The organism is Halobellus clavatus, assembly GCF_900107195.1.
Taxonomy (GTDB): domain Archaea; phylum Halobacteriota; class Halobacteria; order Halobacteriales; family Haloferacaceae; genus Haloquadratum; species Haloquadratum clavatum.
The window spans coordinates 15,195-29,015 of record NZ_FNPB01000006.1 but is presented as its reverse complement, the minus strand read 5'-3'; the positions used below and the strand labels follow the sequence as shown (position 1 = coordinate 29,015).

The window sequence follows — 13,821 nt, the reverse complement described above, 5'->3', positions numbered from 1 at the left end:
CGATCGGCGCGAGAGAGATACTGATTACTCTCGTCCCGTACCGTCGGGCGCCGTCAACGGGGGGGCACCCGGCGGTGAATACTGAGAGTACCCACTAGCAGACGTCCACGACCGTCGCGTCGGTGAGTTCGACGAGTTCGTCCGGAGCGATCGGGAAGACTGCAGTGGGGGCACCCGCGGCCGCCCAGACGGTGTCGTGTGCGAGCAGTGTCTCGTCGACGTAGACCGGGAGCGACGCGTCGTGACAGAAGGGTGGGACACCGCCGATCGACCACCCCACGACGTCTTTGATTTCCTCGGGGGCGGCCATCGAGACGGACTCGCTCCCGAGATGCGACGCGAGCCGAGACTCGTTCACGCGGTTCGCACCGCTCGTCACGACGACGACCAGGTCGCCGTCGGCAGCGAACACCAGACTGCTCGCGATCTGTCCGACCGCACAGCCGATCGCCTCGGCGGCGTCCGCAGCCGTCTCCGTGCCCTCGGGGAACCCCTGGATCGTCAGATCGAGGCCGTATCGCTCGCGTGCTCGGTCGGCGAACTCGCGTGCTCGTGCGTGCATATACGCTCACTCCGTGCCCGGCGGCAAGAGCACTTCGCCGTGAGGGGTCACTCGCCGGAGCCTGGCGCCCCTCCGTCGTCGATTCGCGCCTCGTACTTCGCGATCGATTCCTCGAGTGCCGCTGCAGCGTCGATATCGAGTTCGTCTGCCAGCGCGAGCAGAGCGAAGAGCGCGTCACCCAGCTCGTCGCGCTGGACCGACAGCGCGTCGGGATCGGAGCCGTATCCGCTGGACGCTGTCGCGTCTGCGGCCAGTTCGCCGACCTCCGCGCTCAGGTCTAAGAGTCTGTACGCTGGCGGGGCGTGAAGGTCCTCGTCGTCGAGAAATTCGGCGACGCGTCGCTGGCTGTTGCGCATCGTCCGTCGCATACGAGTGTTCGGTCGAAAGTGTTTCGATTGTGAAACGACGCACACTGCGATCAGTCCGAAGCCTCTCGAACGGCTGATTTAGGTCTGCCAAAATTGGTAAGGAATATGAAATATTTATACTCGTTCGTCTGCTAGCCACTGGTATGGTGGCTCTCGGAGCGTTCCTCTTCGTCTTCGTCGCAGGGTTCATCACCGCGCTCGCCACCGGGTTGGGCGCGCTGCCGTTCTTCTTCGTCTCGGACGTGAGCGACCGATGGAACGTCGCGCTGTGGGGGATCGCCTCGGGGATTATGCTCTCGGCGTCGGTGTTCGGACTGGTACTCGAAGCCCTGGGCGCGTACATCAACGTCTCGCTGTCGGGGGCCTCGATCGAGGCGATTCCCCGACAGCAACTCGTTCTGCTCGGCACCGGGCTGTTCGCTGGGGTCGTTTTGGTCTACGTCGCACACGACCTCATCGAAGCCGCCGAGGTCGACCCGCGACAGTACGAGGAGGCCGACTTCAAGAAACTGGTCCTCATCCTCGGGGTCCTGACCATCCACTCGTTTCCCGAGGGCGTCGCCGTCGGCGTCTCCTTCGCCGATCTGGGTCTGGCGGGCGGAGCCGAGCTCTTCGGCTTCGTCGTCCCGCTGCTGGCGATCTTTATGACGATCGCGATCTCGATCCACAACATTCCCGAGGGCGTCGCGATCTCGATTCCGCTGCGCTCGATGGGCGTGAAGAACTGGAAACTCGTCTGGTGGTCGGTCTTCTCCAGCTTGCCCCAACCGATCGGTGCGGTGCTCGCGTTCTATTTCGTTCGCGTGGCGCGGCAGTTTCTCCCGGCGGGCTTCGGCTTCGCTGCGGGCGCGATGATCTATCTAGTGCTCTCTGAGTTCATTCCCGAGGCACTGGAAGCCGGTGCGGGGCTCCCCGGCGGCGGCCGGCGTGAGTTGCTGGCAGGCGTTACCGCGGGCGTACTCGCAATGGTTCCGCTGGCGTTCGTCTGACGAATCCCGCAGACGGCCTCAGTGGCTGTGGCCCATCGCCTCTTCGAGCGGGACGCCGAAGCGCTCCTCGAAGAGTTCCTCCATCTTCCCGTTCAGCGCGTCCAGATCCGCAGGTGTCTCGCCCTGACTGTGGTGAACGACGGCGTGCGCCTGCTGGGCGAACGACTGGACGAGGAGGTCGCCGACGACGGCCGTGGACGACTCGCCCTGCTCAGTGAAGACGTCGGCGAGTCCCTCGGGGAGTTCGAGTTCCTCGACGTCGCCGTTCGGCGCTTCGATCGTATAGGTCTCAGTGTCGACCATACCCCACCTGGGGGGGCTCGACATAAGGGTCTGTGGGAATCGGCCGCGAACCGCACCAACGCGACCGTGTCGATCAACACCCGACGATCCGGACTGCGTGTGAGTCGGGTCGACTCCCGACCGAGCGCGTCAGTCGTCGTCGGTGGTCGAGGAGGCAACCGGGGCTGCGTCGTCCGACTGCGCCACCGACGGGCTCTGGTCCTGATCCGACGAGAGCAGCGGTGAAACCGACTGGAACTCCCACGCCATCCCGGCTATCGCGACGATCGAAATGAGCGCGAAGGGGAAGCCCGTGATGATGGCGGAGGAACGGAGGGCGTCGATCCCGCCGCCGACGATGAGCAGAGACGCCAACCCGCCCATCAGTCCACTCCAGATGAGCCGATTGACCGTCGAGGGGTGCTCTTTGCCGCCGGTGGTGAGCATCCCGAGCGCCAGCGTCGAGGAGTCCGCCGACGTGACGAAGAACGTCACCACGAGCAGCATAAATACCGCCGAAAGAACGCCGCCGAACGGGAGCGCCCCGAACAGCGGGAAGCCGGAGACGGAGACGCCGTACTGGTCGACCATCTGGAGCATCGGCGCGATGTTGTTGCGCTCGAAAAAGATGGCGCTCCCGCCCATCGTGAGGAACCACGGAATCGTCGAGGCCGTCGCGCCGATGAGCGCCGTCGCGACGACCTGTCGGATCGTCCGCCCCTTCGAGATGCGGGCCACGAACAGTCCGCCGAAGGGCGCCCAGGAGAACACCCAGGCCCAGGAGAACACCCAGGCCCAGTAGAACACCGTCCAGTTACCGACCCACTCGCCGGTCCCTGTCGCGTTGGTGTAGAGGCTCATCGAGAGGAACTCACCGAAGTAGCTCCCGACGGCCTGGAGCCCGGTGTTCATAATGTAGTTCGTCGGTCCCAGGAGGAACGTCACGACCGCCAGACCAGCGAAGACGGCCATATTGAACAGTGAGACGCGCGCGATCCCCTTCTTCACGCCGAGCGTCACCGAGACGGTGAAGGCGACTGTTAGACCGGTGATCACGACGACGGTCCCGGCGTCGCCGAGCGACACGCCGGCCGTGTACTGCAGGCCGGTGAGGAACTGCCGGCCGACGAAGCCCAGCGTCGTGGCGATGCCGCCGATCGTCGCGAACACCGCGAGGACGTCGATCGTCTTCGCCCAGAAACCGTCGAGGTTGTCGATGCCGACGAATGGGGCGATGAGCGTCGAGACACGCATCGGCGCGTCCTTCCGGAAGGCGTAGTACGCGATCGGCAGCGCGACGATCAGGTACGGCACCCAGTAGGAGATCCCCCAGTGAAAGAGCGTGTACTGAATAGCGCCGACCGCAGCCCCGGGCGTCCCGGCTTCAGCGCCGATCAGCGGCGGAACGGTCTCGTAGTGCGCGAGCGCTTCGGCCGGCCCCCAGAACACGATTCCGGCTGCGATGCCGGCCGAGAACATCATCGAGAAGAACGACAACAGGCCGAACTCCGGTTCCTCGTTCGGCTTGCCGAGTTTGATGTTGCCCCAGCGACCGAACATCAGCCAGAGGCTGAACGTCACCATCAGGAACATCGTCCCGATGTACACCCACATAAACTCCGTCCAGAGGTATTCGTTTATTTGGCTCATCCGGTCCGCTGACGCGTCGGGATTGAGGAAGAAGACCAGAATGGCTACGAGCGATACCGAGAACCCGACCCCGAACACCACGGAGTCGAGTTCGTCCACGAATCGTTTCAGGCTCTCGCCTCCCATTCGCATACACGTACGGACCCTCGGATGAGACACTGTCAATTATGATAGTGCATATGTAACCCATTGAAATCCCCAGCGGTCAATCGACCGCTGAGGGTGTCTATCGAAACCCACATAGCCTCGTCCCGTCCTTTCGACGACCCGCGAGTCCAGGTGAATCAGTCGCTCGGATCGGGACGGTACCCGCGGCTGACGACCTTCCAGCGGTTCGAACGGAACCGCCAGAGGTTCACCGCCATCGGAATCACCTTTTCGGCCAAGAGCGCCACGAGCAGGCCGCTGATTCCGATTGCCGGGACGACCGTCCCGAGCCACGCGGCCGGGAGCGCGACGAGATACAACCCAGCGAGTGCCGAGAGGAAGGGGATTCGGGTGTCGCCTGCGCCCCGGAGGGCGCCTGTCACCGAACCGTCGACGCCGAGTGCGATCACGCTGATGGCCGCGACGCGGACGAACCGCGCCGATAACGCCTGATTGGCGGGATCGTCGACGAAGATTCCCGCGATCGGGTCCGCGAAAACGACGACCGCGGCGGCGACGACGATGTAGATCAACAGCGAGAGTCGGACGATCCCCCAGCCGTAGGCCTCCGCTTCCGCCTCGCCACCGGAGCCGAGTTCCTGACCGACGAGCGTCGAGGACGCGATCGAGAAGCCCCAGGTGAAACTCCCCATCAGTTCCCGGACCTGGCGCCCAACGCCGATCGCTGCGACTGCGACGGGACCGAACGTCGCCGCGATGGCGAGCAGCGGGAAGACGACGAGGCCCTGTGCGGCACGCCGGGCGATGAGCGGCGCAGAGACGGTCGCGAGTTGCCGGAGCAGTTCCCGATCGAAGATCGGTCCCGAGAGCGTCAGTGGGACGGGACTCGCCCCGCGACCGCGGACGTACGAGCGCCCCGTCATCCCCCACGCGAACACCACCGTCACGAGCGCCGTCGCCACCGCCGTCCCGAGGGCCGCGCCGGCCACACCCATCTCGAACCCGACCACGAACGTGGCCGAGAGCGCGATGTTCGCGACCGCCCCACCGGCCCGGACCGCCATCGGCGTGACCGTATCGCCCACGCCCGCGTACGTCCGGCTGGCGATCAGGTTCAGGTACTCGAAGAAGAGTCCCGGCGCGACGACGGCGAGGTACGTCGCACCGTAGCCGATGCTTTCGGCGTCGCCGCCGAGAAGCGACACGAGCGGCTCGGCTCCGAGCCCGAAGAACGCGACGACCGGGATGCCGGTCAGGATCGAGAGCACGACGGCCAATCGGACGACGGCGGCCGCGCGGTCGTCGTCGCCGCCGCCGTAGTTCTGCGAGACGAGTGCGACGGTTCCCCCGGCCAGCCCGATCGCGAGGAACTTCGCGACCATCCAGAAGGCACTCGCGAGCGTCAACCCCGCGACGGCCGTCGGCCCGATGACCAGTCCGACCAGTGCGAGGTCGACTGTCCGCTTGGACATAATCGCGAATCCGGTGACGACCCGCGGCCACGCCAGGTCGACGGTGTCGTGGAAATGCGGCTCTTCGATGACGCCCGCGGTCGCCAGTGCGCGTGCGATGGACGATTCGATCCCCCGGGGACTGGACACAGGCGAACGGAGGAACGCCTCGGGCTAAGGGATTCCGTTCTGTATCGATCGCTCACACACAAAATATCAATTTCGATAATTTTGACACTAGCCTTATATGTGGTGGAGATGAATCCGCAGTAGGGAGCGAGATACAATGCAACTGAAGAACTTATTTACAGACGATTCGGCGGTCAGTCCGGTCATCGGCGTTATCCTGATGGTCGCGATCACGGTCATCCTCGCGGCCGTCATCGGAACGTTCGTGCTCAACCTCGGCCAGAGCGTCCAGCAGACGGCGCCGCAGGCGTCGTTCGATTTCGACTATAATTCAAGCGACGTCACTGTCACACACTCAGCGGGGGACACGATCAGCAGTGGGAGCGTATCAATATCCGATGGGACACAGAATGAGTCTTGGACTACGCCGATTTCAGCAGGTGATTCGAAGGTTCTCACCGACTATGAACCAGAAAGTACAGTGCGAGTGATCTGGACGTCGACGAACGGAGAAACCTCCGCCACAATCTCACAGAGTACGGCCCCCTGATCGGGCACGCGATTTCGATTCGATCGTACCGAGCGGAGAGCACGGATTTTCGCGTCGCGATGAGTCGAGAGTTATGTCGTCCGATAGAACCGATCAGCAGTTGGTATCGCGAACTGAACGCGCCAGACGGGTGGCGGATACCTACGACGGCACATCCGGGTGGAGCGCGTCGGTGAGTACGAACGCGTGATGCGCTGGCGAGCGGCACACACCGAGGGAGGAGCGTACGCGGCCAGTCGGGCGCTCGGACTGCCGCGGGGGCGGATTCGCCCGTGGTTCGACGGCGCGAAGCCGCACGCCCAGCGGGCGATCGAGACCGCGGCGCGGCACGGCTGGCTCGACGCCGAGCCGGGGAGCCGGGCGTTCGAGGGACTGGTGGTCCTTCACGCGTGGCTGCTCGCCAGCGGGAGCATCGCGAGCGAGACGTTCGTGCCGTCGTGTGTGATCGGGACAGACGATCCGGAGGGACTCCTCCGGGCGGCGTTCGACGCTGCCGGCGTGCCGTCGCGGATCGTCAGCGGGGAATCGGATGGCCGGACAGCCGAGCGCAGACCCAGCGGGTCGGGTGGGAGTCATCTGGGCCGGTTCCTCGCCGGTGTCCTCGGTGCACCCGTCGGCTCGAAGGTCGGCGTGTCGCCGGCGGCGGTCCAGTGGCTCGAATCGGCTCCGCGATCGACGCGGATTCGTTGGTCGCAGACCTACACGGTCCGCCGCGGGCGGTCACTGGAGGCCGGACCGGACGGCTTCGCGGTCAGACTCGGGGGACGGTGCGACGCAGCCTATCGAGAGGCAGTGCTCGCCGTGTTCGGGAGCGTCGTCGATGACGCGGAACTGACGGCGACAGCGGACGCCGTGTTGCTCGGGCCGAAAGCGGCCCGATGCCTCCGACGGGTGCCGACGTTGCCACCGCAGTCGGCCGATTGGGACGAGAGCCCACCGAGCGGGAACGACCAGCCTTCCGAGCCGTTCGCGGGCTGAGTCCGGAGCGGCCGAAGGCGCAGCCGAGGCCGAAAAAAGTGGGTTAGTCGGACTCGGCGGTAGCGACTTCCCCGCTCGTCTCAGCCTGCCCGGACCGTTCCAGTTCCTCGAGGTAGTCGTCGGCGTCGAGGGCTGCCTTCACGCCCATTCCGCCGGCCGTCGCGGCCTGCTGGTAGTGGTGATCGACGACGTCGCCCGCGCCGAAGATACCGGGAACGTCCGTGGCGGTCTGCCCGCCGCCCTCGCCACCCTGCGTATCGAGGTATCCCTCGTCGTCGAGGTCGACGCCGGTGCCTTCGAGATACGACGTGTTCGGGGTGTGGCCGATGGCGTAGAACACCGCGCCCACATCGAAGTCGAACTCCTCGGTGTCGGGGTCGTCCAGTTTGTCCGTGGGATGACCCTCGGGGTTTTCGACCAGAGTGACGTGATCGACGCCATCCGCTTTGCTTCCGTGGATCTCCGTCAGTTCGGTGTTCCGCATAATCTCGATCTCGCCGTCGTCGACCTGCTCCATCACGCGGTCGATCCAGTAGTCCTCCGCGCGGAACTCCTCACGGCGGTGGACGAGATAGACGGTGGAGGCGAACTTGGTGAGGAAGCTCGCTTCCTCCATCGCCGCGTCGCCACCGCCGACGACGAGAATCTTCTCGTCGCGGAAGAAGGCGCCGTCACAGGTGGCACACGTCGAAAGCCCATAGCCCATCAGTTCGTCCTCACCGGGGACGCCGAGCGTCCGCGCGGATGCGCCGGAGGCCGCGATGACCGCGTCGGCGGTGTAGACGTCACCGTTCGCCAGTTCGACGGTGAACGGTCGCTCCGCTCCGTCGACGCGCTCGATGATGCCGTTTTTGATCTCCGCGCCGAATCGCTCGGCCTGCTGCTTCATATTCTGGACCAGCTCGGGTCCGGAGATTCCCTCGGGGAAGCCGGGGTAGTTGTCGACTTCCGTAGTCAGCGTGAGTTGGCCACCAGGCTCGTCGCCCTCGAAGACGAGTGGATCGTTGTTCGATCGGCCCGCGTAGATTGCGGCTGAGAGGCCAGCAATGCCGGAACCGGCCACGATGAGCGGTCGGTGGTCGACGACGTCGTCTGCGTCTGATGCCATATACCATCCCTTCGGCAGTGCCCTCCTTTTAGGTTCCGCTGTCGTGCGTCGCCTCTGCCAAACTGTATTGCACGTTTTTCACAATATCACCTCCGGCCAGTGCTCGTCGGCCGCTCCCGAGACGGTCGAGAGCGCGCACCTGGCCCCCTCGAAGGACCGATATCGCCTCGTCACGCCTCCGAGTCCGGCTCGTCTCCCGCCGGCACGTCGACGACGGCGACGTTCCCGTCCTCGTATCGGAAGTGCAGGTCGCCTCCCAGGGCGGAGACACACCACGTGGCCACCCAGAGGCCGATGCCGCTGCCGTGTTCCAGTGCGGTCTCGGTTCCCGATTCGATGGGCGCGAGTTCGGCCGCATCGATCTCCGGATTGCTGTCGCGGATCTCGATGCGGATCGTGCCGTCGGCCCCGTCGGTGACGCGAACTGATACTGTCGGCTCCGTCGGGGCGTGAACCACCGCGTTCTCGACCAGTGTCGAGAGCGTCAGAGACAGAAGTTCCGGGTCGGACCGGACCGTCGGTCGCGAAACGTCGATGTCGACGTCGACGGACGCGGCAGGGTGCTCGTCGCTACTCGCTTCGACCACGTCGGCGACGATCGAATCGAGGTCGACATCGACGGACTGGACGTCCCGTTCGACGACCCGCGCGAAGTCGCGCGCTTTCTCCGAGATCGACTGGAGTCGCTCGCCGGCCTGTCGGATCGTGCGGGCCTGCGACCCGGGGTCGGCATCCGGCGAGGACTCGATCAACCGGGCGCGTCCGAGGATGACTGTCAGTTCGTTCCGGAGGTTGTGCCGCAGGATCCGATTGAGGACGTCGAGTTGCTGGGTCTGCTGGCGCTCGGTCGAGATATCGTAGAGCACCACTAGCCCCCCGACCTCCGTGCCGGCGGGATCGGTCAGTTCGGTGTAGGAGACCGAGAAGACGGCTCCCCGCTCCCCGTCGACCTCGATCTCTCCGTCCCGGAGCACCGTCTCGAGGTCGACGCCGATGAGCCGTTCAAAATCCGTCGGTCGTCGCGCCGTCGAGTCGACATCGAACAGCGACGCAGCGCGGTCGTTCAGTTTCACCACCCGGCTGTCGGTGTCGACGACGAGCAGTGGGCTGTCGAGGTCGTCGAGCGCGCTCCGTGCGGCGGCCCGCTGGGTCGTCGGGTTGGTCTCGAACATATGCGTGCCCACGAACGCGTAGGTGTCGAAGAGGACGTGCGGGACCAACATTGCCACGCCGAGATTGAGTTCCGGCCAGGGACCCACCCCGGCGAGCCAGACAACGAACGCCGCGGCCGGCGGGAGCGTGCTGACCGCGACTGCGATCGCCTCGCGTCGGTACAGCGGCCCGTACGCGACGATGGTCTCGACTAACAGCAGGACCGCGACGGCGGCGGCGGCGAGGGAAGCCAGCGCGAGAGCGTAGCCGAGCGGGTGGATAGCGTACCGGACCGTTGCGACCTCGAACAGCGGGGAGAGCCGGAATCCGCGCCACAGGAGGTCGTGCGCCGGATGGGTGAGCGCGAGCAGACTGCCAGCGGCGGGGACGGCGAACAGGAGCCGAAAGCCACGCGAACGGAACAGATCCGTCCGGCCCGTATAACTCAGGGCGAATGCCAGGAACGACGGGCCGAGCCAGACCAACCCGATCCACACGCTCGCCTCCGCGTACCGGCGAAGCACCGGATCGAAGGTGAGTAAGCCGACACCGTACGCGGCGGCGACGACGGCCTGTGCACCCAGGGTGAGGATGAACCACCGAGCGCTGACTGTCTCGCGGTACTGGCGCAAGTACCACATCAGGCCGAGCGTGCCGGTGGCGGCCGCGAAGGCTGCGAGGACGACGAGCGCGCCGAGTGGCTCTACCAAATCGGTCTCACAAAACACGAACCGACTAATAAACGTTCGTCTCGAATGCCTCGAAACATCGAGGGGTGTCCCAGCGGCGGGTCATCGAAGTCGCCGAGGCCACCGGGACGGAGCGCCCCGGTCGGCAGAAGCATACTTACCCTCGCGAAGGGGAGTGTCAGTATGCCCGCTGATCTGGCCGAGAAGACGGACAGGTACGAGGCGATGCTCGCCGATGCGCTCGCCGAGGCAGAGGTGGCTGTCCCAGAATCGAGCCCGCTCGGTGCGGCGGCCACAGAGAGCAGAGAGATGGCCGTGTCCTACCTCGAGGACGGCCGGCACTTCCGGGAGAACGGCGATCCGGTGAACGCGCTCGCCGCGTACTCGTACGGGTACGGCTGGCTCGACGCCGGGGTCCGATTTGGTCTGTTCAGGATCCCCGACGAGACGGAACTGTTCACGACCGACTAACGGCCCTCGCACCGCAGCGACGGCTCACTCGAAGCGATACGTCGTCCCGTCGTCCTCGTCCTGCACCTCGACGCCGAGGTCGGCGAGGTCGTCGCGGAGTTCGTCCGCCCGCTCGTAGTTACCGGCGTCGCGTTCGGCCTCGCGAACGTCGAGCACGAGTTCGACCAGTTCCTCCGCGAGCGTCACCGTCCCCGAATCCGTGGCCGCGTCACCGAGAGAGAGGCCGAACACCTCGCCACCGAGGTCCTCGAAGGCCTCGATGGCCTCCCGGAGCGCCCAGTAGTCGTAGGCGTCGTGATCGTCGACGTGTCGGTTCGTCGCAGTCGCCAGTTCTAGGAGGGCGGCCATCGCCTCGCGGACGTTGAAGTCGTCGTTCATCGCCGCCTCGAAGTCCGCGCGCGTCTCGGCAATCGCCTCTCGGAATTGCGCGTCCTCGACTTTCGCGTACGCGTCGGTCCCGTCGCAGATATCGACGGCGGTCTCGTAGGCGCGTTCGAGTCGCTCCCAGCGCTCTCGTGCCTCTTCCATCTCGCGCTCGCCGAACGTCTGCTCGCTCCGGTAGGCAGTCGAGCAGTAGAACGTCCGGACGACGTCGACGCCGTACTGGTCGAGCGCCTGGTCGACGGTGAGGAAGTTCCCGAGACTCGAGGACATCTTGTCGCCAGCGGTCTGGAGGAGGCCGACGTGGAGCCAGTAGCGCGCGAACTGCTCGCCCGTCGCGGCCTCGCTCTGGGCGACCTCGTTTTCGTGGTGTGGGAACACCAGATCGCGGCCACCGACGTGGATGTCGAGGGTGTCGTCCAGATGGGTCATCGACATCGCCGAGCACTCGACGTGCCACCCCGGTCGCCCCTCGCCCCACGGTGACTCCCAGGTCTGGCCGGAGGGCTCCTCGATGGGGTGGAGGTCGGGATCGCGGTGTTCGGCGACGTCCGCGGGGTCGACCGCGCCGGCCTTCCAGAGCGCGAAGTCCGCCGGGTGGCGCTTCTCGGAGCGCTCCTCCTCTGGCCCCTGCGTCTCGATCTCGTCTAACTGCTGATTCGAGAGCTTCCCGTAGTCGTCGAACGACGTGACGTCGAAGTACACCGACCCGTTCGACTCGTAGGCGTATCCGCGCTCGACGAGCGTCTCGACGAGATCGATAATTTCGGGGACGTGCTCTGAGACCCGCGGATACACTTCGGCCCGCTTGAGGTTCAGCCCGCGCATATCGCGAATGACGTGCGAGGTGAAGTGCTCGGCGACGTCCGCCTCGCTGTCTCCGTATTCGTCCTCGCCGATCCGCGCGACGATCTTCTCGTTGACGTCAGTGAAGTTCTCGACGTGTCGGACGTCGTAGCCCTCGTACGCCAGCCATCGGTGCATCACGTCCGCGTGCGCCCACAGGCGAGCGTGCCCCAGGTGTGCGTCGTCCGAGACCGTCAGCCCACAGACGTACAGCAGGACCTCGTCGTCGTTCCGCGGTTCGAACTCCTCGCGCTCGCCCGTCAGGGTGTTGGTCACGGACAGCGTCATCGCCTCCTCATACTCCGGACGCGTTTTTCAAGTCGTCGGAACGGCTGGTGCTGTCAGTGTCCCCTGTCGGCTCGCGGGACGCCGGTGGACGGTCTCACCCCGCGACGGATACGGCACAAGTATTTACTCATTACTCAAATAACACTGAGACATGAGTGAACCCGGTGGGACCGGAACGGTCGCAATCGTCGGCGGCGCGGGCGCAGTGGGGTCGAGCACGGCCTTCGCGTTGATGGACAGCAGCCTCGTCGGCGAGATCGTTCTCGTAGACATCGACGACGAACGGGCCGCCGGCGAGGCGATTGACCTCAACCACGGCGCGTACTTCACCTCCTCGGTCACCGTCCGCTCGGGTGGGTACGAGGACTGCTGGGACGCCGACGTGGTCATCGTCACCGCGGGCGCCAGTCAGCGCCCAGAGGAGACGCGCCTCGATCTGCTCGAGCGCAACGCCGACATCTTCGCCGAAATGATTCCGGAGGTGACGGCGGGTCTCAACGACGACGCGGTGCTTCTGGTGGTCACGAATCCCGTCGACGTCCTCTCGCACGTCGCCTGGCAGGTCTCGGACCTCCCGGCCGAGCGCGTGATCGGGTCGGGGACGGTGCTCGATACGTCGCGGTTTCGACACGCGCTCAGCCGCGAGTTCGAGATCGACTCGGCCAACGTCCACGCCTACGTGATCGGGGAGCACGGCGACAGCGAGGTGCTCGTCTGGAGTTCGGCAAACCTCGGCGGCGTTCCGATCGACACCTACTGCGACCAGCGTGGCGTCGACGACGTCGAGGCACTCGAATCTCGGATCGAGACTGCAGTCCGTGAGGCGGCCTACGAGATCATCGAACGGAAGGATCGGACGAACTACGGCGTCGCCCGTTCCGTCTCCGCAATCGTCGAGCGGATCCTCGGCGACGACGACGCGATCCTCACCGTCTCGACGCTCGTCACCGGTCGCCACGGCATCGACGGGGTCTACTTGAGTCTCCCCTGTGTCGTGAACCGCGGCGGTGTCCGTGAAGTGCTGGGTTTCGACCTCGCGGCCACGGAGCGGTCGGCCCTCCGTGACTCGGCCGACGTCATCCGAGAATCCATCGAGCAGCTGGACCTGGACGACGAGTGACCGTCTCCGAGGACGCTATTACCCCTCTCGTCGCGATGGTCCGTTCGAGCAAAAAACTGACTGTGATCCAGCCGTCAGCGACCGCGTGCCTATTGAGCGATACGGGGCAACGGTAGGCGGGAGAATGAGGGTTTGATAGTCGGTATCGGCCACTCCACTGGCTCCTGTTGCGGATAGCCTGTAATTTGATACTCACGGAGAGTCATCTCTACCGGCACGCAGAGACGCAAAAAGAGGATACGCGTCGAAATTACCACCTACGAACGAGAAACTGTCCGGAAATGTTGTGTTCACTGGGAAGGGGCTATCAGATGAAATCCTCCCCCGCCCTGTGGATTTCTCTCAACCGATCTACCTGCCAGGCGTTGGCTCGGTACCCCACTGACGATAGCGAGAGTGCCACGCTGGCGTTTCGGGTGAGATTAATCGCTTTTTTGGCTACGCTCGGATCTGGGTATCGGACGATGTGATACGTGGCGGCTGTGTCATCATCTCTTACGGTCATCGCCCCGTGTCGGTTCTGCCCCTAGATCACGGTGGCTTCGATCCGGACTGGTCCCGGGTTCGTAAGCTGTGGTGGGTCCGTCCCCGCGTGACCCTTGCTGTCCTCATCGTCTAAATCACACGGGGGCGTTCGTCCCTTCCGGGCTGGTAAGTTGTCCATAACAGTAGTTAACAGGCCACGTTTTTCTCTGGCTC

13 protein-coding genes are annotated in these 13,821 nt (G+C 65.0%); 5 read left to right on the top strand and 8 right to left on the bottom strand.

All coding sequences use genetic code 11. The features are described from left to right. Window positions 1-94: 94 nt before the first annotated feature. Both BLU74_RS09990 and BLU74_RS09985 read right to left on the bottom strand, forming a co-directional pair. Entirely contained in the window at window positions 95-562 is a 468-nt protein-coding gene (locus tag BLU74_RS09990; RefSeq protein WP_089767141.1) for a YbaK/EbsC family protein, read from the bottom strand. A 47-nt stretch (window positions 563-609) separates the two neighbouring features. Next, complete coding sequence (locus tag BLU74_RS09985) at window positions 610-918, bottom strand: MazG nucleotide pyrophosphohydrolase domain-containing protein (protein WP_089767322.1); 309 nt, start codon at window positions 916-918, stop codon at window positions 610-612. 155 nt (window positions 919-1,073) lie between these two features. Here BLU74_RS09985 and BLU74_RS09980 point away from each other — a divergent pair, with 155 nt between their 5' ends. Then, window positions 1,074-1,919 (top strand): ZIP family metal transporter, encoded by an 846-nt coding sequence (locus BLU74_RS09980; protein ID WP_089767140.1) that lies wholly within the window; start codon window positions 1,074-1,076, stop codon window positions 1,917-1,919. 18 nt (window positions 1,920-1,937) lie between these two features. On the opposite strand, the gene BLU74_RS09975 is transcribed toward BLU74_RS09980, so the two are convergent. From BLU74_RS09975 to BLU74_RS09965, 3 genes are all read right to left on the bottom strand, one after another. Next, on the bottom strand, window positions 1,938-2,222 hold the full coding sequence (locus BLU74_RS09975; protein WP_089767139.1) for a DUF7545 family protein: 285 nt from the start codon (window positions 2,220-2,222) through the stop codon (window positions 1,938-1,940). A 129-nt stretch (window positions 2,223-2,351) separates the two neighbouring features. Further along, a complete protein-coding gene (locus BLU74_RS09970) occupies window positions 2,352-3,983 on the bottom strand; it encodes a BCCT family transporter (protein WP_089767138.1) in 1,632 nt (543 codons plus the stop codon). A 152-nt stretch (window positions 3,984-4,135) separates the two neighbouring features. Beyond that, entirely contained in the window at window positions 4,136-5,560 is a 1,425-nt protein-coding gene (locus BLU74_RS09965) for an MATE family efflux transporter (RefSeq protein ID WP_089767137.1), read from the bottom strand. 136 nt (window positions 5,561-5,696) lie between these two features. Between BLU74_RS09965 and BLU74_RS09960 the strand changes: the two genes are divergently transcribed. Both BLU74_RS09960 and BLU74_RS09955 read left to right on the top strand, forming a co-directional pair. Continuing rightward, window positions 5,697-6,089, top strand: a complete 393-nt coding sequence (locus BLU74_RS09960; RefSeq protein ID WP_089767136.1) for a type IV pilin domain-containing protein — start codon at window positions 5,697-5,699, stop codon at window positions 6,087-6,089. Window positions 6,090-6,248: 159 nt separating this feature from the next. Beyond that, entirely contained in the window at window positions 6,249-7,067 is an 819-nt protein-coding gene (locus tag BLU74_RS09955; RefSeq protein ID WP_089767135.1) for a hypothetical protein, read from the top strand. Window positions 7,068-7,110: 43 nt separating this feature from the next. Here the strand turns inward: BLU74_RS09955 and BLU74_RS09950 are convergent, their stop codons facing one another. Further along, on the bottom strand, window positions 7,111-8,175 hold the full coding sequence (locus BLU74_RS09950) for an NAD(P)/FAD-dependent oxidoreductase (protein ID WP_089767134.1): 1,065 nt from the start codon (window positions 8,173-8,175) through the stop codon (window positions 7,111-7,113). A 170-nt stretch (window positions 8,176-8,345) separates the two neighbouring features. Then, complete coding sequence (locus BLU74_RS09945) at window positions 8,346-10,037, bottom strand: sensor histidine kinase (protein WP_089767133.1); 1,692 nt, start codon at window positions 10,035-10,037, stop codon at window positions 8,346-8,348. 162 nt (window positions 10,038-10,199) lie between these two features. On the opposite strand from BLU74_RS09945, the gene BLU74_RS09940 reads away from it, so the two are divergent. Then, window positions 10,200-10,487, top strand: coding sequence for a DUF357 domain-containing protein (locus BLU74_RS09940; protein ID WP_089767132.1), 288 nt, complete (start codon window positions 10,200-10,202; stop codon window positions 10,485-10,487). A 24-nt stretch (window positions 10,488-10,511) separates the two neighbouring features. Here the strand turns inward: BLU74_RS09940 and cysS are convergent, their stop codons facing one another. After that, window positions 10,512-12,002, bottom strand: coding sequence for a cysteine--tRNA ligase (gene cysS / locus BLU74_RS09935; protein ID WP_089767131.1), 1,491 nt, complete (start codon window positions 12,000-12,002; stop codon window positions 10,512-10,514). A 151-nt stretch (window positions 12,003-12,153) separates the two neighbouring features. Here cysS and BLU74_RS09930 point away from each other — a divergent pair, with 151 nt between their 5' ends. Continuing rightward, window positions 12,154-13,122, top strand: coding sequence for an L-lactate dehydrogenase (locus BLU74_RS09930; RefSeq protein ID WP_089767130.1), 969 nt, complete (start codon window positions 12,154-12,156; stop codon window positions 13,120-13,122). The last annotated feature ends 699 nt before the right edge of the window (window positions 13,123-13,821 follow it).